Here is a 17,877-nt window from a genome sequence, read left to right as displayed (position 1 = left end):
GGTCCGGCCTGCACAAACGGCCGGATCGGCTAATCTGCCGGGTATAACAACAATCCCGCAGGTGATGCAGTGAGGCAGACCACCGAGGCATTTCGCAGCCGCTACCGCGCGGCCATTCACCCGCTGTACAACCCGTGGCTGCACGGTGCCTTCGTGCTGCTGTTCGGCGTGCTGGCCATCGCTGCGTTCTGGGGCAGCGTGCGGCAGGTCAGCCTGCTGGAATGGCTGACGGTGCCGTTGACCCTGCTGCTGTTCAATTTCGGCGTGTACATGGTCCATCGCCATCTCGGCCACCACAAAAAAGCCTTCGCGAAAATGTTCTACGCCCGGCATGCCGGCGATCATCACAGCTTCTTCACCCCCGGCCATATGACCTACGACAGTGCGCGTGACTGGCGGGTGATTCTGTTCCCCGCCTGGCTGATTGTGCTTCATACGCTAGTGATCACCGTACCGTTGTGGTGGCTATTGGCACAGGTAAACGCCAACGTTGCCGGGTTGTTCGGCGGTTGCATGGTGCTGGGTTATCTGACTTACGAAGTGTTCCATGCCTGCGAGCATTTGCCGGCAGACAACCCTCTGGCACGCCTGCCATGGATCCGCCAGATGCGCCGCCTGCACGAGTTGCATCACCGCCGCGAGCGCATGCAGGAGCGCAATTTCAACATCGTCCTGCCGCTGATGGACTACCTGTTCGGTACCCTTTACCGGGAGCCGGAAACCACCCCTTTGAGCCATTCGAAAATGCCCATGACCCGCATGCAGCACAGCATTGATATCGCTGGCGACCCGATTGCCGTACTTGCCTATGCCGCCAGTGTCGGGCGCTGGCCGGAGTGGCACCCCTCGTCGCTGAAAATCGACGGCCCACACGGCCCGTTGCACGCCGGCGCGCGCTTTGAAGAGGACATTCATGCCGGCGGCCGCGAAGGCCATTTGAGCTGGGAAGTCACCGAGTATTTGCCCGGCCGACGCTGGTGCGCGCGGGCGCAGGGCGATCATGGCTTATCGCTGCTGCTGACCTATGAATGCAGCGCGGAAGGCAGCGGCACGCGATTTGTGCGCACGCTGGATTATCGCTTCGGCGGTCTGGGCATGCGCATCGCCAATCACCTGCTGCTGAAACGCCGCATCGAGCGCGAATCCGCCGCATCGATGCTGGCGCTGCGCGACATGGCCGCCCAGTACCTGGCCTCGGCGAGGGCCAGCGCGTGAAGCTACGGCATCTGTTGTTGCTGCTGATCCTCATCGTCATCGCGTTTTTATTGTTGATGCCGACCAAAGTCGAACCCGTGGCCTGGACGCCGCCTCCAGCACCTTCGCTGACAGAAGGCATTTACGCCGAGAATCAGAAACTCAAAGCCGCAGCGCAGGTCGGGCCGAGCGACATCGAAGGGCCGGAAGCCTTGCTGCTGGAGAGTGATTTCCTGATCACCGGGCTGCACGACGGCCGACTGATCCGTACCAGCCTCGACGGCCAGCAACGCAAAGTACTCGCCGACACCGGTGGCCGTCCGCTGGGCCTGGCCCGGCACCCGAACGGCTTGCTGGTGATTGCCGACGGGGTGAAGGGTTTGCTGTCCCTTGATGCGCAAGGTCAGTTGATCCCTTTGACCACGGAGGCCAATGGTCTGGCGTTCGGTTTCACCGATGACGTGGCCATCGACAAGTCCGGGCACTACGCCTATTTCAGTGATGCTTCCAGTCGCTGGGGTTATGGCCATGACGGCGAGGCAATCATCGAGCACGGCGGTGACGGACGTCTGCTGCGCTACGACTTTCAGAGCGGTAAAACCAGTGTGCTGCTGGACAAACTGCAGTTCGCCAACGGCGTGACCCTCGGCCCCGACGACGCCTATGTGCTGGTCAATGAAACCGGCGCTTATCGCATCAGCCGTTACTGGCTGACCGGGTCGAAAGCCGGCACTCACGATGTGTTTATCGACAACCTGCCGGGGCTGCCGGATAACCTCGCGTTCAATGGCAGTAACCGGTTCTGGGTGGCGTTGTACGCGCCGCGCAATACTCTGCTTGATGGCACCGCCGGGCATCCGTTCGTGCGCAAGATGATCGTGCGGGCGTTGACGGTTTTGCCTAAGCCGGTGGAGAAGCGCGGGTTTGTGCTGGGGCTGGATCTGGAGGGCAAGGTGATTGCCAATTTGCAGGACGCGAGCAGTGGCAATTATTCGCCGATTACCACGGTGCGTGAGTATGGGGCGTGGTTGTATTTTGGCTCGTTGAAGGCCACACATATGGCGCGGATGCCGTTGGATGCGGCCCTGAAGTGAGCCTGAAAGTTTTGTGGTGAAGGGGCTGAAGTCTTCGCGAGCAGGCTCGCTCCCACAGGGTTATTTGCTGGTCACAGCATTTGTGGCCAACAGATATCTACTGTGGGAGCGAGCCTGCTCCGGCCGGCGTTCCGACGCAGGCGGTCTGTCAGTTGCTGGACTTGTCGAACTTGTCCGGATCTTCGTCTTCAGGCAGATCCTCATCCGGCTCTTCGGGATTGGCCGTGGTATGCGCCGGGCTGTTGGGTTCGGGATGCGTGGGAACCGGGTCGAATGCGCCCTGCTCTTCACTGGGGAATTTGGGATCGTTCATAAGGCACCTCGCAATGAGTCGGATGGAAGACTCTGTACATTCGAGGTGCCGCTCGTGGCTGTCGTTCCCGTCAATCCGCGACCGCAGGTCGGCGGATCAGGACGGAGCCTGCAAATGGCTGACGATTTCGTCTTTGACCTTCAGGCGTTTCTCTTTGAGCTTTTTCAATGCGTCATCGGTGGGGGCATCTGAAGTGGCCGTTTCGGCTTTGACCACATCGGCGTCGGCTTGGGAATACTTGTTGATCAGTGAATCCAATCGTGGATCCTGGGTGCGTTTTTGCTGGATCTCTTCCTTCGTGCAACTCAAGTCCTGAAACAGGTCATGGGGAACCGGCATGGAACACCTCCGTCAGTTGATCGGCTGGCCAGCGCGACCGATTGCGCTGGCCAGTTATCAGAATGGCCTCGGTTGAAGGGTTCTGTCGACCACCTGTCAGACCAGCGGTGCCCGTTCGTCGCCCTGTCGCAAATGCGATCAAACCTTTATTCACCGCATTGCCTCCATTGGTTAACACCAACAATAACTGCGTGGAGATACACCAATGGACGGATTCAACCTGCGTCATCTGGTTTTGGCTGTCGCTTTGAGCAGCGGCATGGGCAGCGCGTTTGCTGCGACTGACAATGACTTTGTCGATAACGCTGCGGCCGGTGGCATTGCCGAAATCGAAACCAGTCGTCTGGCCTTGGAAAAGAGCCAATCGGCTGATATCAAGGCGTTTGCCAATATGATGATCACCGACCATGGCAAGGCCAATGATGAGCTGGCGACTATTGCCAAGGCCAACGATATCGAAGTCCCGGACACAACAACATTGGTCAAGCAGGCCAAGGAAAAAATCCTTGAAGTGCGTGATGAATCTTTCGACGCGGCGTACGCCAACAATCAGGTGAAGGCGCACGAAGAGACTATTGAGCTGTTCAAGAAGCAAGCCAATACCGTGACCGATGACAAGGTCAAAGGCGCGACTGAACTGAAAGCGTTTGCGCAGAAAATGCTGCCGGCGCTGGAAAAACACCTCGCCGCCGCTAAAGAACTGCAGGCCAAACATCCGAGCAAGTAAAAAGCCTTACCCTCACCCCAGCCCTCTCCCGGAGGGAGAGGGAGCCGACCGAGGTGGATGTTCAAGTTACGCCGACCTGAAAGTCTTGCGTCGAACTCAGGCTCTGAACAGCCGCCCATATGAAATCTCAAGTTGAACTGAGCTTTTGAAAGGCACTGAGATCAGCTCCCTTTCCCCCTCTGAGGAGAGGGATTCGGGCGGGTTGGATGTTCAAGTTACACCGACTTGAAATCTCGAGTTGAACCTGATTTTTGAAAAGCACCGAGATCGGCTCCCTTCCCCCTCTCCCTCCTGGGGGAGAGGGTTGGGGTGAGGGGGATCGATCTCAGCCACACCACCAGACTCCAGCGAAAAAAAGACCGCATCCAATAGATGCGGCCTTGTCATATCCGCCGAAATCAACCCCCATCCGTATCAATATCGGCATCCGTCTCCTCCCCCGGTTTCGCCCGATCCGGCTGCGGTTCGAAGCCCGGGCTGAACTCGTTGTCGTTGTCCGTATGCCTGTTCTTCTGATCCACCGCCGGATCGCCACTCTGCGCCTGACCATCCTCGCCCTGCTGCTGCGTCGGCGCTAGTTGCCCCGGCACCTGCGGGTCGATCGCCGGATCATTGCGATTGATCGGTTCGCCAGATTGGCTCTGCTTCGTTTGCTCGTTCATGGCCACCTCGTTGGTCAAACACCCCCGGCGCACATCCGCCGGGTGTCAAAGATTCGAAGCCTGCCCCGCGCCAACGTTCAAAACTTCGCCGCGCCCGGCCACGCCGACTAGAGTTACCGGGACGTTCCTTGCGCCAGAGCAAAAATATACGTGCGCGAACGAACAACTATTTCGAACGGCAAATGTCGATCACTTCGCGGCGATCATTTTCACGACCGCCCCCCAATTCGCGACGGAGCAACAGGCACATGGCAGCACTGCAGAACAGCACACTCGATGCGATGAAAAACAAACAAGCACAACTGCTGGGCGAATGGATCAATGGCCTGCAAGCCAGCGGCGCCACGCGCAATCTGAAAGATCACGATCTGCAGCAACAAACCACCGAATTCCTGCAACTGGTGGTCAGTGGCATCGAGAACGACAACGGCACCAACATCGCCGCACCGGGTTGGGAAGCCACCCGCCAGTTCCTCGAAAAGCTCTCCCACAGCCGCGCCCTGCTCGGCCAGGATTCGCAGCAGACCGCGAGTTTCATCTTCGCCCTCAAAGGCCCGCTGTTTAACCTGCTCCAGAACCATTACCACGACCAGCCGGCGCTGCTCGCCGAACAACTCTGGGAAGTGTCCGAACTGCTGGACGCGTTCGGCATGCACACCATCCGCACCTTTCAGAAATCCCGCGAAGCGGTGATCAAGCGTCAACAGGAAGAACTGCTGGAGCTGTCGACCCCGGTGGTCAAGCTGTGGGACGGCGTCCTGGCGCTACCGATGATCGGCACCCTCGACTCGCAGCGCACGCAAGTGGTGATGGAATCGCTGCTGCAGCGCATCGTCGACACCGGCTCGGAAATCGCCATCATCGACATTACCGGCGTACCGACCGTCGACACCCTGGTTGCCCAGCACCTGCTGAAAACCGTGACCGCGATCCGCCTGATGGGCGCCGACTGCATCATCAGCGGCGTGCGCCCGCAAATTGCGCAAACCATCGTTCACCTCGGCCTCGACCTGCAAGGCGTGGTCACCAAAGCCAATCTGGCGGATGCGTTGAAACTGGCCCTGACCCGCCTGGGCATCAGCATCGGCAAAGCGGTCTGAACCCATGGAAAGAATTCCGATTCTTCAAATGGGCAAGTTCCTGCTGGTGACCATTCAGGTCGACATGCATGACCAACTCGCCCTCACCTTGCAGGACGACTTGTCCGAGCGCATCAGCAAAACTTCGGCGCGCGGGGTGTTGATCGACATCTCGGCGCTGGACATGGTCGACTCGTTCATTGGCCGGATGATCAGCACGATCTCCGGCCTGTCGAAAATCATGGACGCCGAAACCATGCTGGTCGGCATGCAGCCGGCCGTGGCGATCACCCTGGTCGAACTCGGCCTGACCCTGCCCGGTGTCAGCACGGCACTGAATGTCGAGCGCGGGATGAAACTGCTGCAGGAACGAGTAGACCGGCAATGACCGTACGCAGCAGCGGTACTCAACCCATCCACATCGAGCAGGATGTCGTGCTCGCGCGCCAGACCGCCCGCAAACTGGCCACCGAATGCGGGATGCGCCTGATCGACCTGACCAAAATGGTCACAGCGGTCAGCGAACTGGCGCGTAACACCATGGTTTACGGTGGCGGCGGCGACATGGACTGGCAGATCCTCGATGAGGATCACAAGGTCGGTCTGCGCTTGACCTTCCGCGACGAAGGCCCGGGCATTGCCGATATCAAACTGGCGATGACCGACGGCTGGACCTCCGGCAGCGGCATGGGCCTGGGCCTGACCGGGGCAAAACGCCTGGTCGAAGAGTTCGAACTGGACACCGAGCCCGGCAAGGGCACTCGCATAACGATTACCCGATGGACATGAATATCAGCGGGTCGATGACCCAGGTTTTACTGATCGAGGACAGCAGCCAGATCGGCCACGCCCGGCGCACGGCGCAACAACTGGCCGAACGTCATGGCTTTGACGAACGCGATGCCGGACGCGTGGCGCTGGTCGCCACGGAACTGGCGAGCAACGTGCTCAAGCACGCCAGCCACGGTGAAATGCACCTGCGGGTGCTGCCGCGCGCCAATGGTTTTGGCATTGAATTGCTCGCCATTGACCGTGCGCAGGGGTTTGATCTGGAGGCCTGTCTGGCCGACGGGTTTTCTACTGGCGGTACCCAAGGCATCGGCCTCGGCTCGATATCACGCCAGGCCGAAGTGTTTGATGTGTACGCCGATGCCCGTGGCGCGGTGTTATTGGCCCGATTTTATCCACGCACGGATCGCGAGCCAGACATGCGTTTTGGGGTCAGCCAGCACTCGTTGCACAACGATCCGGCGTGCGGCGATGTCTGGCACCTGGCGTATGACAGCGGCAGCATCAGCGCGCTGATCATCGACGGCCTCGGTCACGGTGAAGACGCCGAACGCGCCGGCCGCGCCGGAGCGCAAACCTTCGCCCTGACACCCTTTTCCGAGCCAGTGATGCTGATGGAAGACATGCACCGCGACATGATCGGTACTCGCGGCGGCGCTGTCGCGTTCGCCCGGTTCGATGCGCGGCGCGACAGCCTGACCTTTGCCGGTGTCGGCAACATCGGCGCCAGCCTGATCAACGCCGACAAATCCCGTGGCCTCGCCTCGCACCCGGGCATCGTCGGCGTGCAATACAGGAAAGCCCGGCCCTTTGACTATGCTCACGTGAACGGACATCTATTGATCATGTACAGCGACGGCTTGCAGTCCCGTTGGAATCTTCAAGACTACCCCGGTCTGGTGCACCGCCATCCCGCCGTGATAGCCGGCGTCCTGCACCGCGACTTCTGTCGCGGGCGCGACGATGTAACGGTGCTGGTCGTTGCCCTGGAGGCCGCCCATGGCTGAGTCGCCGATCCTGAGCAGTGCCGAGCAGGCTGCGCTGATTGCGCAGTTGCAGAGCGAAACCGCGGCCCTGCGCGAAGAACTCGATGAAACCAATCAGGGCGTGCTGGCGCTGTACGCCGAACTCGATGTACAGGCTGAGGAACTGCGCCAGGCCTCGGATCTGAAAAGCCGTTTCCTGTCGTACATGAGCCATGAATTCCGCACGCCGCTGGGTTCGATCCTGAGCATCAACAGCCTGCTGGCCGATGAACTCGACGGCCCGCTCAGTCCCGAGCAACACAAACAAGTGGCCTTCGTCAGCACGGCGGCGCGCGAACTCAGCGACATGGTCGATGATCTGCTCGATCTGGCCAAGATCGAGGCCGGACGCATCAGCATTTCCCCGGCGTGGTTCGACATGTTCGACCTGTTCTCCGCCCTGCGCGGGATGTTTCGGCCGATCGTCGACGCCTCGGCGGTCGATCTGATCTTCGAAGAACCGGTCGGTTTGCCACGCCTGTACACCGACGACAAGAAACTCGCGCAGATCCTGCGCAATTTCATTTCCAACTCGCTGAAATTCACCACCCGTGGCGAAGTGCGGGTTTCCGCGCGGCTCGAAGGGGCGGACAAGGTGCGCTTTGCCGTCAGCGACACCGGAATAGGTATCGCTGCCGAGCTGCATGGCGCATTGTTCGAAGACTTTTCCCAGGTCGACTCGCCGTTGCAGAAACGCCTGCGCGGTACCGGGCTGGGCCTGTCACTGTGTAAACGCTTCGCCGCGCTGCTCGGCGGTGAAGTCGGGATGGACAGTGCGCCGGGGGTCGGCTCGACCTTCTACGTGATCATTCCGCTGGCGATCGCTCTGGAGAACGTCGATGAAACGTGACATCCGCCTGTTGATCGTCGACGACAACGTCGCCACCCGCTACGCCTTGCGCCGACGGCTGGAGCGTCACGGCTATGAGGTGCTGGAGGCCGGCACCGGTGGCGAGGGGCTGGCGCTGATCGACAGTGAAGCGCTCGATGCGTTGATCCTCGACGTCAATCTGCCGGACATGAGCGGCTTCGACATCGTACGGATTCTGCGCGCGGACAGCCGCACCGCGCTGCTGCCGGTGATTCATGTGTCGGCGGCGTCGATCCAGACCGGCGATATCATCACCGGCCTCAACGCCGGCGCCGATGCCTACCTGATTCACCCGGTCGACCCCGACGTGCTGCTGGCCACCCTGCGCACGTTGCTACGGGTGCGCGACACGGAAAATGCCCTGCGCGAAAGCGAGGCGCGGTTTCGCGAGATTTTCGCCAATGTGTCGGCGCCGATCGCGGTGCTCGATGCCAGCCTCAAGGTGCATGAGTGCAACCATGCCTTCGCCCAACTGATTCTCGACAATCAAGACCCACTGGCCCTGCGTGAATGCTTCGCCGAGGACCAGAGCGCCATCCTCAATGAACTGCGCCTGCGTCTGGTCGATGGCGAGCGCTGGAAAGGCACGCTGAACATGCGTGTGCAGGGTGAGATTCGCGAGACCGAATGGCAGATTTCCCCGTACCGCACGCCCGAACTGAGTCTGGTCTTCGTCGAAGACGTTACCGAGCACCGCCACCGCGAACGCTCGCATCTGGCGCGCCTCGACGACACCACCACGCAACTGGCCAAGGAAACCGCCGAACGCGTGCGCGCCGAGGCGCAGTTGCTGCAAGTGCAGAAAATGGATGCGCTGGGCAAGCTCACGGGCGGTATTGCTCACGACTTCAACAACCTGCTGACCGGCATCATCACCAGCCTGGAGTTGATTCAGAAACGGGTCGCCGACGAGCGCCTGGACAAGGTGCAGTTTTATAGCGAAGCGGCGCTGAATTCGGCGATGAGCGCGGCGTCGCTCACCCACCGCCTGCTGGCCTTTGCCCGCCAGCAGCCTTTGGACACGCGGCCGGTGGACATCAACGAGCACGTACGTTCGCTGGAAGAACTGCTGATGCGCACCATCGGTGAACGCATCAGCCTCAAGCTTGAGCTGACCAACAAACCGGCGATCGCCCTGGTCGACCCGGTGCAACTGGAAAGTGCGGTTCTGAATCTGGTGATCAACGCCCGCGATGCGCTGCCGGTGGGCGGCAATATCTGGGTCAGCACGTACGCCGCTTACTCCCATGGCGACCCGAATCTGGCCGATGGCGCTTACGTGGCGCTGTCGGTGCGTGACGACGGCACAGGGATCGAGCACAACGTCATCGACAAGGTCTTCGATCCGTTTTTCACCACCAAACCGTTGGGCCAGGGCACCGGGCTGGGACTGTCGACAATCTATGGTTTTGCCCGTCAGTCGGGCGGCGATGCGCACATCCGCAGCGTTGCGCGGCGTGGCACCGAAGTGACCATCATGTTGCCGGCCACCACTGACCCGACAGGCGCCGACATCCCCGCGCCGGTGGTCGATCCGCAAGGCAGCGGTGAGCATGTGCTGATTGTCGAGGACATGCCGTCGGTGCGCATGTTTGTCACTGAAGTACTGGAAGACGCCGGTTATCGCTGCACCCAGGCGGCGGATATCGAGACAGCGCTGGAACGCCTGCAGAATGATCCGTCGATCAACCTGTTGCTGACCGACGTGGGCCTGCCGCGCATGAGTGGACGTGAATTGGCGGATGTGGCGCGGGGCTGGCGTGAGGGGCTGCCGATCCTGTTCATGACCGGGTATGCGGAGACAGCGATCAATCGCCAGGTGTTTCTGGGCAGTGGCATGGACATGCTGGTCAAGCCGTTCCAGATCAGCGAACTGCTCGACAAGGTCCGCCGCACCCTTGATGGTGCCTGATCAACCGCTTGCTCCGGGCGGCGTTCCGACGAAGACGTCAGGCCTGCCAACCCACCTATCGGTTCAATGCCCGGGCCAGAAACGGCGCCGTCCGGCTCTTCTTGCTCGCCGCAACCTTCTGCGGTGTGCCCGCAGCGACAATCCTGCCGCCCTGATCCCCCGCCCCCGGGCCGATGTCGATCACCCAGTCACTTTGCGCCACCACGCGCATTTCGTGTTCGACCACAATCACCGTGTGCCCCGCCGTCACCAGCGTATCCAGCTGTTCCAGCAGCCGGTCGACATCACGCGGATGCAACCCGGTGGTCGGTTCATCGAGCACATACAAGGTCGCGCCGCGCTGGTTGCGCTGCAACTCGGTGGCCAGTTTGATCCGCTGCGCTTCGCCGCCGGACAGTTCCGTGGCCGGTTGCCCGAGGCGCAGATAACCCAGGCCAATATCGCGCAGCACCTCCAGTGACCGACGAATCCCCGGTTGCCCGGCAAACACCGTCACCGCTTCCTCGACGGTCAATTGCAGCACCTGCGCAATGCTCAGGCCCTCCCAGAGAATCGCCAGCGTCTGCGGGTTATAGCGTGCGCCATGGCAGGTCGGGCACGGCGCATACACACTGGGCATGAACAACAATTCAACACTGACAAACCCCTCACCTTCGCAGGTGGCGCAACGGCCCTTGGCGACGTTGAAGGAAAACTGCCCGGCGTCATAACCTGCGGCCCGCGCAGCGTCGGTCGCGGCGTAGAGCTTGCGCACATTGTCGAACAACCCGGTGTAGGTCGCCAGGTTGGAGCGTGGCGTGCGGCCGATGGGTTTCTGGTCGACCTGCACCAGTCGCTTGATCGACTCCAGCCCGGACGTAACCTGACCGCTGCTGACCTGCGGGGCGTCATCTTCGAGGCTGAGTTCTTCCGGTTCACTGTCCAGCGTGGGACGGCCCAATTGTGCGCCGACCAGTTCCAGCAAGGCCTGACTGACCAGACTCGACTTGCCGGAGCCGGAAACGCCGGTTACCGAGGTAAAGCAGCCCAGCGGAAATTCGGCGCTGAGATTGTTCAGGTTGTTACGGGTGATGCCCTCGAGTTTCAGCCACGCCGTCGGTTTGCGCGCGGTGCGTGCCTGGCGCTGTGTTTCGGCAAACAGGTAGGCGCGCGTCTGCGACGCTTCGATCTCCGCAAGACCGGCGGGCGGGCCGCTGTACAGCACCTGCCCACCCTGCTCGCCCGCCGCCGGGCCGACGTCGATCAGCCAGTCAGCACGGCGCATGGTTTCCACGTCGTGTTCGACCACAAACAGCGTATTGCCGTCAGCCTTCAAGCGCTGCAAGGCCTCGAACAACGCCTCGCCGTCGGCCGGGTGCAAACCGGCGGAAGGTTCGTCGAGCACGTAGATCACCCCGAACAATTGCGAACCCAGTTGCGTCGCCAGGCGCAAGCGTTGCAGCTCACCGGACGACAAGGTTGGCGTGCTGCGCTCCAGCGCCAGATAACCGAGGCCCAGATCGGTCAGGGTGCTGACCCGCTCCAGCAGATCCTCGGCAATACGCTGCGCCGCCAGGCGTTTTTCCAGCGACAGATTTGGCGTGTGGCGCACATCCGGCGCGCTGCCGTGGCCGCTGGCACCATGGGCCACGCGTTGTTGACGGGCCTCGCGGGTTTGCGCGTGGCTCAAGGTCTCGCCGGTTTCTTCTGCGTGTTCGAGGTAACTGGCCGCCGCCACCGGCCGTAATACTTCGGCCACTTGCAGTAAAGGCATCTGCGACAGCTCACCGATGTCATACCCGGCAAACGTCACCGACAACGCTTCACGCTTGAGGCGTTTGCCGTCGCATAACGGGCAAGGGCTGCCGAGCATGAACTGTGAAACGCGCTTCTTCATCAGCGCACTTTGCGAATGGGTAAAGGTGTGCAGGATGTAGCGGCGGGCGCCGGTGAAGGTGCCCTGATAACTCGGCTCCATTTTGCGTTTGAGGGCGACGCGGGTTTCTTCCGGGGTCAGCCCGGCGTACACCGGCACGGTCGGGGTTTCTTCGGTGAAGAGAATCCACTCGCGTTGCTTTTTCGGCAGCTTTTTCCACGGGATGTCGACGTCGATGCCCATGGTCACGAGGATGTCGCGCAGGTTCTGGCCCTGCCAAGCCAGCGGCCAGGACGCCACGGCGCGCTGGCGGATGGTCAGGTTCGGGTCCGGCACCATCAGCGCCTCGGTGACTTCATACACCCGCCCCAAGCCATGGCACTCCGGGCACGCGCCTTGCGGGGTGTTCGGCGAGAAGTCCTCGGCATACAACATCGGTTGCCCCGACGGATAACTGCCGGCGCGGGAATAAAGCATGCGGATCAGGCTCGACAACGTCGTCACACTGCCCACCGACGAGCGCGTACTCGGCGTGCCGCGCTGCTGTTGCAGGGCCACGGCCGGCGGCAAGCCTTCGATGGAGTCGACATCCGGCACGCCGACCTGATCGATCAACCGTCGCGCATACGGCGCCACTGATTCGAAGTAGCGGCGCTGGGCTTCGGCATACAAGGTCGAGAAGGCCAACGAGGATTTGCCCGAACCGGACACGCCGGTGAACACCACCAGCGCGTCGCGAGGAATGTCGACATCGACGTTCTTCAGGTTGTGTTCACGGGCGCCGCGCACCCGGACCATGCCGGTGGGTGCTTTGGAGGTGCGTTTGGAAGTCATCGACCTGCCTTGGTGAAGGAATGTTCAACGCTCAGCTACCGAGCACCACCCGAATCATCTGCAACATGGCTTCCGGGCTATACGGTTTGCTCAGCAAATGGGTGTCAGGGCTCAACTGGTGATTGCGCGAAATGATGTCGCGGGTGTGCCCGGAGGTGAACAGCACCGCCACCGGCGGCGTCTGCACCTTGGCCCAGGCGAACAGGTCGGAGCTTTTGATCAGCCCCGGCATGACCACGTCGGTGAAAATCAGGTCGACCTCGACACCTTCGAGGAGCATTTGCATGGCCGCATCGCCGTGGCCGGCGGTCAACACGCGATAGCCCTCCTCGCGCAACAATTCCACCGCCGAAGTACGCACGGCGTCGTTGTCCTCGACCACCAGAATCGTCTCGTGGCCGCCGCTCTGCTGCCTTTGCAGATTGGGCGCCTCATCAAGCATCGGGCGCAGGCTGCGCGGGAAGTACAACTGCACCCGCGTGCCCTCGCCCAAAGCGCTGGTGATCTCGACATGCCCGCCGCTCTGCTTGACGAAGCCGAACACCATGCTCAGGCCCAGCCCGGTGCCCTGGCCATCGGCCTTGGTGGTGAAAAACGGTTCGAATACTTGCTCGAGGATCTCTGGCGGGATACCCGCGCCGGTGTCACTGACCGCAACGCGGACAAATTCGCCGGGAACGATGCCTTTACCGGCACAGAACTCGCGTTCGAGTCGCACATTGGCAGCGCTGAGCGCAATGGTGCCCTCGCCCTTCATCGCATCACGGGCGTTGATCGCCAGGTTGAGAATGGCATTTTCCAGTTGATTGCGGTCGACGTTGATGTGCCACGGTTGCTGCGGCAACTGCACGTCGATCTGAATGGTTTCGCCCAGCGCCCGTTGCAGCAATTCGCCAACGCCTTCGAAAATCTGCTGCGGGTTGCACACCGCCGGCGACAACGGCTGGCGCCGGGCAAACGCGAGCAACTGCGAGGACAGCTTGGCACCGCGTTCGACCGCCGCCAGCGACGCGCTGACCCGGCGCTGCACGTTGGCGTTGTTCGGTTCGTGGCGGGCGAGCAGATGCAGATTGCCGGCGATCACTTGCAGCAGATTATTGAAGTCGTGAGCCACGCCGCCGGTGAGACCGCCAATGGCTTCGAGCTTCTGTGATTGGCGCAACTGCTCTTCCGCCACCAACCGCGCCTCGACCTCTTCGCCCACGCGCTGTTCGAGGTTGCGGGTAAATTTGAGCAGGGATTCTTCAGCAATCTTGCGTTCATGAATGTCGATCAGTACGCCGGGGAAGCGCAACGGTTTGCCGTGTTCGTCAAACTCGCACCCGCCACTGGCCAGCACCCACAGATAACTGCCGTCACTGCGCCGGACGCGATATTCGGCGTTATACGGCTCGCCGGTCTGCACGGAATGGGCGACACGCTCTTGTACCCAAGCGTGGTCATCGGGATGGATACGCGACTCGGCAACGTCTTGGGCGAGATTGCTCAGGTCATGATCCGGCGGATACGAGAACGTACGGGCGAATCGTTCGTCTGCCGACAACGTGTTGTTTTTCACATCCCAGACAAACGAGCCAAGCAAGGCACCGGCATTCAGCGCCAGACGCACCCGTTCGTTGTCGGCGCGGTAAGCACTTTCGGCTTCCTGACGCCGGCGTTCGGAGTGCACGAATTCAGTGGTTTCCACCACCATTGCCATGACCCCGGCCGGCACGCCGTCATCGTTGGCGACGGGGCTGTAATACAGGTCCATCCAGACGTCTTCGGGGACGCCATCACGCAACAGCACCAGTTCTTTATTGCGAAAAGACAAGGTGCCGCCCGCCAGGCAAGTGTCGACCACATGTCGATTGAACTCGGCGACCTCTGGCCAACCCAGCTCAACCGGTGAACCGAGCAGGTACGGATGGCGACCGCCCGCGAATATCGAATAGGCGTCGTTGTAGATCATGTAGCCGAGACGGCCCCAGAGCATGACCATCGGCAGCGGCGAGGCCAACATCAATTGCACGGCGCTGCACAGGCTGGCGGGCCAGGTGTCCAGCGGACCCAGTTCAGTAGGGCCCCAGTCGAACGCACAGATGCGCCCGGCCATCTCGCCTTTCCAGCCGTCACAACCATGGCTATCGGATAAAAACTGCATCGACTGACTCAGTGTCCTGTGGTGATTGCCCGATAAATCGCGACGCCATAACGACGCGACGCCCGTCTGTTTCGAGCGTCTGCAGTCGTATTGGTTTCATATGAGGTATAGCCGATTTAATCCCTGCCCGGAACCTACACCCCGATCAGGTGTTTGAGCGGATGGTAGCCAGTTTTCATTTTCGCGGCGACGTCGAGAATGGCCTTCTCGATACCGTTGAGATGCGTGCAGGTCAGCTCGATGGCGGCGCTCTGATTGCCGGCTTCGATGTACTCGATCAGGCGCAGGTGTTCGTTGTCGCGGCAGACTTCATGGCTGTCGTCGTCCAGCGCGGCGGCGTATAGCGAGGCGCGGGAGATCAGCTTCTGGAACCAGTCGAGCAACACCGGATTGTTCAGGCTGCGCGCCAGTTTGATATGGAACGCGCCGAGCAGGTGAATCAAGCGTTCATGATCGCCCGCCGCGTGGGCTTCATCTTCCAGCAGCAGGTGCTCGCGCAGATCCTGCATCGCCGCGCCGTCCTTGCGCCGGCACAGTTCGGTGACGATGCCGATCTCGATCAGCCGGCGGGTTTCAAACAGCGAGCGAAGCTCTTCATTGCTCGGCAGCGATACCGATGCCCCTTTATTGGGCTCGGTGGTGACCAGCCCATCGGCCTCCAATTGCTTCAATGCCGCGCGCACCGACGTGCGGCTGACATTGAATAACTCGGCCAACGAGGCCTCGCCCAGTTTCATTCCCGGGCGCAACGAGCGCTTGCTGATCGCCTCGTAAACCCCTTGGTAGACGCGGTCGACCGTGGTTTCCGGTTTCTTCTCGGTCATTCGAACACTCCTTTAGCGTCAGGCAACCAGCCCCGGCGATGCCTGGCCATGGAAAAGGGCGGCAGACGCAGGTTAATCCGGGCCTTGGCAAATTGCATTCATATATTGCATACCGACGGAGGATGGCGCTGAACATCGGTCAATTGGGCCTGGATGCGATCGGGCGCATGGGTGGCCATGGCTATGCGCGAACCCGCGATTACTCCGATCTGCCGACCCGCTCGTTGCAAGCGTGGCCGGAAGCGCCGGGCGGTGGCGAGCGGTTTTGGCCCACCGCCAAATAACCCAGCAGGGAAAAGCACTCCCCTGTAGGAGTGAGCCTGCTCGCGATAGCGGTGTGTCAGGTGTCGATGTGTTGTCTGACACACCGCTATCGCGAGCAGGCTCACTCCTACAGGGGGTTTTTGCCGCAGCTGATAATTCAGTCCGTGCCGTACTTCGGCGAGCGTGGGCCGTACAGCAGGCCTGCCCGGTGTCCGGCCGAGAGCAGACGGTTGCTCGCGACGCCGGCGATCGGGTAGCCGGCATCGGTGGCGCTGTTGATGACCTGCTTCACAGCCGCCGTGATCAGCATGCCGATCAGACCGCCACCGCCGTTGTTGCCGCCCTCTTCGCTTGACGCCCGCGCCGAACCGGTCCACAGCGTCGTGCCGCTTTTCAGGTCAACCAGTTTTGCCGTCGCGGTGACCGCAGTTTCGCTGCTGATCACCATGTAGCGCGTGCCGTATTCGGTCACGGTGATGTACAGCGCCGCGTCCGCACCGAAGATGTCCCTCAGTTTGTTTGCCGGTGCCTGATGGATATCGTCCGGGGTGGTCAGGCCATTCTGGCGGAACGTCTCGTCAACCAGCGTAATCGGCAGCACGTAATAACCGGCTTCCGCCAACGGGAACGTCACCTGCGACAACAGGCTGTACGACGCCTTCACGTCCGGCGAAGTGTTCAGCGGTGGCAGCACCAGAATGGTCTTCGGCCGCGCCTGTTTGTAGGCCGAGTAATCCACGGTCTTGGGCGCAACGCAGCCACCCAGCACAGTCAGGGCCAGACCGGCGGCCAGCAGTTTCAAGGTACGCGCAATCATTTCGCGTCTCCGCTCTTGGCGTTCTTGAGCAGAAAGTCCATGTACGTGCCGGACTCGGGGAACAGGGTTTTCTCGGTGTTGAACTGCTGCACCATCTGATCGTCCTTGCCCATGCTCAGATAGAGCAGGCCAAGGTGCGCATGGTAGCCCGGCGGTACGGCTTTGCCGGTGGAGCGGATTTTCTGCAGGTCACGTTCCAGCGCTTCGGCCTGGGCTTCCTTTGGCTCTTCGCCTTTGAAGTATTCGTAGACCTGGGGTTCGTAGCCTTCCCATTGGTACAGGGTTTGCGGGCCGGGGGCACAACCGGTCAGCAAGGCGCTGGCGGCCAGCGTCAGCGCCATCAGCGAGCGCGACAAAGTCAGAGTCATGGGTGTTGCTCCTTGCAATGGGCGTCGATCAGTTGCCCGGTTTCCAGGCACCGGCGTTCATGCCATCAACCAGACGATTGATCGCCTCGCGCATGGCCAGATCCAGTACTTTGCCGTTGAGGGTCGAGTCGTAGGCAGCGGTGCCGCCGAAGCCGATGATTTCGCGGTTGGACAAGGCGTATTCGCCGGCGCCCTGAGTCGAATAGACCACTTCGGAAGTGCTGATATTGACGATGTTCAGGTTGACCTTGGCGTAAGCCACTTGAGTCTTGCCACGACCGAGAATGCCGAACAACTGGTGATCGCCGGTCTCTTTGCGGCCGAATTCGGTGACGTCACCGGTGACCACGTAATCAGCGCCTTTCAAGCGTTGGGCCTGGCCCTTGATCGCGGCTTCCTGCTGGATTTCACCCATGTTGTCGCGGTCCAGCACGCTGAAGCGGTTGGTCTGCTGCAAGTGAGTGATGAGAATGGTCTTGGCCTGACCGCCGAGACGGTCGACGCCGTCAGAGAAGATCCCGCGCATGTAGCTGGAGCGGTTGTCGAACTTGCCCACGGCCATTGGCACGCGAACGCCGGTCCAGACTTGTGTGGCGCTTTCAACCTTGGCCACCGGCAATGCACGGGAGCTTTCGGTGGCGCAACCGGCGAGCGTGCCGGCAATCGTGCCGAGCACAGCAATCGCGACGCCTGAGACCAGCATCCGGGAGATCATTCTCACTGAGTATTCCTTTTGAAAAACGGGGATGTCCCGGCGCGGCAATGCG

18 protein-coding genes and 1 pseudogene are annotated in these 17,877 nt (G+C 61.1%); 10 read left to right on the top strand and 9 right to left on the bottom strand.

Annotated features, from left to right (window positions below; translation table 11 throughout):
- Nucleotides 1–69 precede the first annotated feature (69 nt).
- Together AC5SEM_RS09400 and AC5SEM_RS09395 are read left to right on the top strand one after the other, a co-directional pair.
- On the top strand, nucleotides 70–1,215 hold the full coding sequence (locus AC5SEM_RS09400; RefSeq protein ID WP_495472771.1) for a sterol desaturase/SRPBCC family protein: 1,146 nt from the start codon (nucleotides 70–72) through the stop codon (nucleotides 1,213–1,215).
- Nucleotides 1,212–2,288, top strand: a complete 1,077-nt coding sequence (locus AC5SEM_RS09395) for an SMP-30/gluconolactonase/LRE family protein (RefSeq protein ID WP_495472770.1) — start codon at nucleotides 1,212–1,214, stop codon at nucleotides 2,286–2,288. The genes AC5SEM_RS09400 and AC5SEM_RS09395 overlap by 4 nt, the downstream gene beginning before the upstream one ends.
- A gap of 148 nt (nucleotides 2,289–2,436) precedes the next feature.
- Here the strand turns inward: AC5SEM_RS09395 and AC5SEM_RS09390 are convergent, their stop codons facing one another.
- Together AC5SEM_RS09390 and AC5SEM_RS09385 are read right to left on the bottom strand one after the other, a co-directional pair.
- Nucleotides 2,437–2,601, bottom strand: coding sequence for a hypothetical protein (locus AC5SEM_RS09390; RefSeq protein ID WP_007912545.1), 165 nt, complete (start codon nucleotides 2,599–2,601; stop codon nucleotides 2,437–2,439).
- A 96-nt stretch (nucleotides 2,602–2,697) separates the two neighbouring features.
- Complete coding sequence (locus AC5SEM_RS09385; RefSeq protein ID WP_064387680.1) at nucleotides 2,698–2,940, bottom strand: DUF465 domain-containing protein; 243 nt, start codon at nucleotides 2,938–2,940, stop codon at nucleotides 2,698–2,700.
- A 205-nt stretch (nucleotides 2,941–3,145) separates the two neighbouring features.
- Between AC5SEM_RS09385 and AC5SEM_RS09380 the strand changes: the two genes are divergently transcribed.
- Nucleotides 3,146–3,667, top strand: coding sequence for a DUF4142 domain-containing protein (locus tag AC5SEM_RS09380; protein ID WP_095047850.1), 522 nt, complete (start codon nucleotides 3,146–3,148; stop codon nucleotides 3,665–3,667).
- Between the two features lie 398 nt (nucleotides 3,668–4,065).
- Here AC5SEM_RS09380 and AC5SEM_RS09375 read toward each other — a convergent pair whose 3' ends face one another.
- A complete protein-coding gene (locus AC5SEM_RS09375) occupies nucleotides 4,066–4,329 on the bottom strand; it encodes a hypothetical protein (protein WP_495472769.1) in 264 nt (87 codons plus the stop codon).
- Between the two features lie 248 nt (nucleotides 4,330–4,577).
- Between AC5SEM_RS09375 and AC5SEM_RS09370 the strand changes: the two genes are divergently transcribed.
- The 6 genes from AC5SEM_RS09370 to AC5SEM_RS09345 are packed head-to-tail and all read left to right on the top strand — an operon-like array spanning nucleotide 4,578 to nucleotide 10,005.
- Nucleotides 4,578–5,429 (top strand): STAS domain-containing protein, encoded by an 852-nt coding sequence (locus AC5SEM_RS09370; RefSeq protein WP_495472768.1) that lies wholly within the window; start codon nucleotides 4,578–4,580, stop codon nucleotides 5,427–5,429.
- A 4-nt stretch (nucleotides 5,430–5,433) separates the two neighbouring features.
- The gene (locus AC5SEM_RS09365) at nucleotides 5,434–5,796 is read left to right on the top strand and encodes an STAS domain-containing protein (protein WP_007912539.1); all 363 of its coding nucleotides are present in this window, start codon (nucleotides 5,434–5,436) and stop codon (nucleotides 5,794–5,796) included.
- Entirely contained in the window at nucleotides 5,793–6,197 is a 405-nt protein-coding gene (locus AC5SEM_RS09360; RefSeq protein WP_003225570.1) for an anti-sigma regulatory factor, read from the top strand. Before AC5SEM_RS09365 ends, AC5SEM_RS09360 begins: the two co-directional genes overlap by 4 nt.
- The gene (locus AC5SEM_RS09355; protein ID WP_495473456.1) at nucleotides 6,194–7,204 is read left to right on the top strand and encodes an ATP-binding protein; all 1,011 of its coding nucleotides are present in this window, start codon (nucleotides 6,194–6,196) and stop codon (nucleotides 7,202–7,204) included. The genes AC5SEM_RS09360 and AC5SEM_RS09355 overlap by 4 nt, the downstream gene beginning before the upstream one ends.
- Nucleotides 7,197–8,072, top strand: coding sequence for a sensor histidine kinase (locus tag AC5SEM_RS09350; RefSeq protein ID WP_034155678.1), 876 nt, complete (start codon nucleotides 7,197–7,199; stop codon nucleotides 8,070–8,072). Before AC5SEM_RS09355 ends, AC5SEM_RS09350 begins: the two co-directional genes overlap by 8 nt.
- Nucleotides 8,062–10,005, top strand: a complete 1,944-nt coding sequence (locus AC5SEM_RS09345; RefSeq protein ID WP_495472767.1) for a PAS domain-containing hybrid sensor histidine kinase/response regulator — start codon at nucleotides 8,062–8,064, stop codon at nucleotides 10,003–10,005. Before AC5SEM_RS09350 ends, AC5SEM_RS09345 begins: the two co-directional genes overlap by 11 nt.
- Nucleotides 10,006–10,060: 55 nt before the next feature.
- On the opposite strand, the gene AC5SEM_RS09340 is transcribed toward AC5SEM_RS09345, so the two are convergent.
- The 3 genes from AC5SEM_RS09340 to AC5SEM_RS09330 form a co-directional block, all read right to left on the bottom strand.
- Nucleotides 10,061–12,694, bottom strand: a complete 2,634-nt coding sequence (locus AC5SEM_RS09340) for an excinuclease ABC subunit UvrA (protein WP_495472766.1) — start codon at nucleotides 12,692–12,694, stop codon at nucleotides 10,061–10,063.
- 31 nt (nucleotides 12,695–12,725) lie between these two features.
- A complete protein-coding gene (locus AC5SEM_RS09335; RefSeq protein WP_495472765.1) occupies nucleotides 12,726–14,837 on the bottom strand; it encodes a hybrid sensor histidine kinase/response regulator in 2,112 nt (703 codons plus the stop codon).
- Nucleotides 14,838–14,971: 134 nt separating this feature from the next.
- On the bottom strand, nucleotides 14,972–15,661 hold the full coding sequence (locus AC5SEM_RS09330; RefSeq protein WP_495472764.1) for a GntR family transcriptional regulator: 690 nt from the start codon (nucleotides 15,659–15,661) through the stop codon (nucleotides 14,972–14,974).
- Nucleotides 15,662–15,789: 128 nt separating this feature from the next.
- On the opposite strand from AC5SEM_RS09330, the pseudogene AC5SEM_RS09325 reads away from it, so the two are divergent.
- Nucleotides 15,790–15,945 (top strand): annotated as a pseudogene (locus tag AC5SEM_RS09325) (flavin reductase family protein); the annotation flags it as partial.
- A 137-nt stretch (nucleotides 15,946–16,082) separates the two neighbouring features.
- Here AC5SEM_RS09325 and AC5SEM_RS09320 read toward each other — a convergent pair.
- Genes AC5SEM_RS09320 through AC5SEM_RS09310 form a run of 3 tightly spaced genes read right to left on the bottom strand, consistent with a single transcriptional unit; the run spans nucleotide 16,083 to nucleotide 17,825 of the window.
- A complete protein-coding gene (locus AC5SEM_RS09320; protein WP_038368878.1) occupies nucleotides 16,083–16,742 on the bottom strand; it encodes a DUF799 domain-containing protein in 660 nt (219 codons plus the stop codon).
- Complete coding sequence (locus tag AC5SEM_RS09315) at nucleotides 16,739–17,110, bottom strand: DUF4810 domain-containing protein (protein ID WP_077573180.1); 372 nt, start codon at nucleotides 17,108–17,110, stop codon at nucleotides 16,739–16,741. Before AC5SEM_RS09315 ends, AC5SEM_RS09320 begins: the two co-directional genes overlap by 4 nt.
- Nucleotides 17,111–17,138: 28 nt before the next feature.
- Nucleotides 17,139–17,825 carry a CsgG/HfaB family protein gene (locus tag AC5SEM_RS09310; protein WP_161986630.1) on the bottom strand — a complete coding sequence of 229 codons (687 nt, stop codon included), beginning with the start codon at nucleotides 17,823–17,825 and terminating at the stop codon, nucleotides 17,139–17,141.
- Nucleotides 17,826–17,877 lie beyond the last annotated feature (52 nt).

The organism is Pseudomonas sp. CH61, from assembly GCF_059429415.1.
This window is presented reverse-complemented; position numbering and strand designations above follow the sequence as displayed.

Coding starts and splice junctions, on each gene's coding strand:
- AC5SEM_RS09340 (WP_495472766.1), bottom strand. CDS start 12,694: ATGACTTCCAAACGCACCTCCAAAGCACCCACCGGCATGGTCCGGGTG.
- AC5SEM_RS09345 (WP_495472767.1), top strand. CDS start 8,062: ATGAAACGTGACATCCGCCTGTTGATCGTCGACGACAACGTCGCCACC.
- AC5SEM_RS09335 (WP_495472765.1), bottom strand. CDS start 14,837: ATGCAGTTTTTATCCGATAGCCATGGTTGTGACGGCTGGAAAGGCGAG.
- AC5SEM_RS09320 (WP_038368878.1), bottom strand. CDS start 16,742: ATGATTGCGCGTACCTTGAAACTGCTGGCCGCCGGTCTGGCCCTGACT.
- AC5SEM_RS09385 (WP_064387680.1), bottom strand. CDS start 2,940: ATGCCGGTTCCCCATGACCTGTTTCAGGACTTGAGTTGCACGAAGGAA.
- AC5SEM_RS09310 (WP_161986630.1), bottom strand. CDS start 17,825: ATGATCTCCCGGATGCTGGTCTCAGGCGTCGCGATTGCTGTGCTCGGC.
- AC5SEM_RS09350 (WP_034155678.1), top strand. CDS start 7,197: ATGGCTGAGTCGCCGATCCTGAGCAGTGCCGAGCAGGCTGCGCTGATT.
- AC5SEM_RS09315 (WP_077573180.1), bottom strand. CDS start 17,110: ATGACTCTGACTTTGTCGCGCTCGCTGATGGCGCTGACGCTGGCCGCC.
- AC5SEM_RS09365 (WP_007912539.1), top strand. CDS start 5,434: ATGGAAAGAATTCCGATTCTTCAAATGGGCAAGTTCCTGCTGGTGACC.
- AC5SEM_RS09390 (WP_007912545.1), bottom strand. CDS start 2,601: ATGAACGATCCCAAATTCCCCAGTGAAGAGCAGGGCGCATTCGACCCG.
- AC5SEM_RS09370 (WP_495472768.1), top strand. CDS start 4,578: ATGGCAGCACTGCAGAACAGCACACTCGATGCGATGAAAAACAAACAA.
- AC5SEM_RS09355 (WP_495473456.1), top strand. CDS start 6,194: ATGAATATCAGCGGGTCGATGACCCAGGTTTTACTGATCGAGGACAGC.
- AC5SEM_RS09330 (WP_495472764.1), bottom strand. CDS start 15,661: ATGACCGAGAAGAAACCGGAAACCACGGTCGACCGCGTCTACCAAGGG.
- AC5SEM_RS09375 (WP_495472769.1), bottom strand. CDS start 4,329: ATGAACGAGCAAACGAAGCAGAGCCAATCTGGCGAACCGATCAATCGC.
- AC5SEM_RS09380 (WP_095047850.1), top strand. CDS start 3,146: ATGGACGGATTCAACCTGCGTCATCTGGTTTTGGCTGTCGCTTTGAGC.
- AC5SEM_RS09360 (WP_003225570.1), top strand. CDS start 5,793: ATGACCGTACGCAGCAGCGGTACTCAACCCATCCACATCGAGCAGGAT.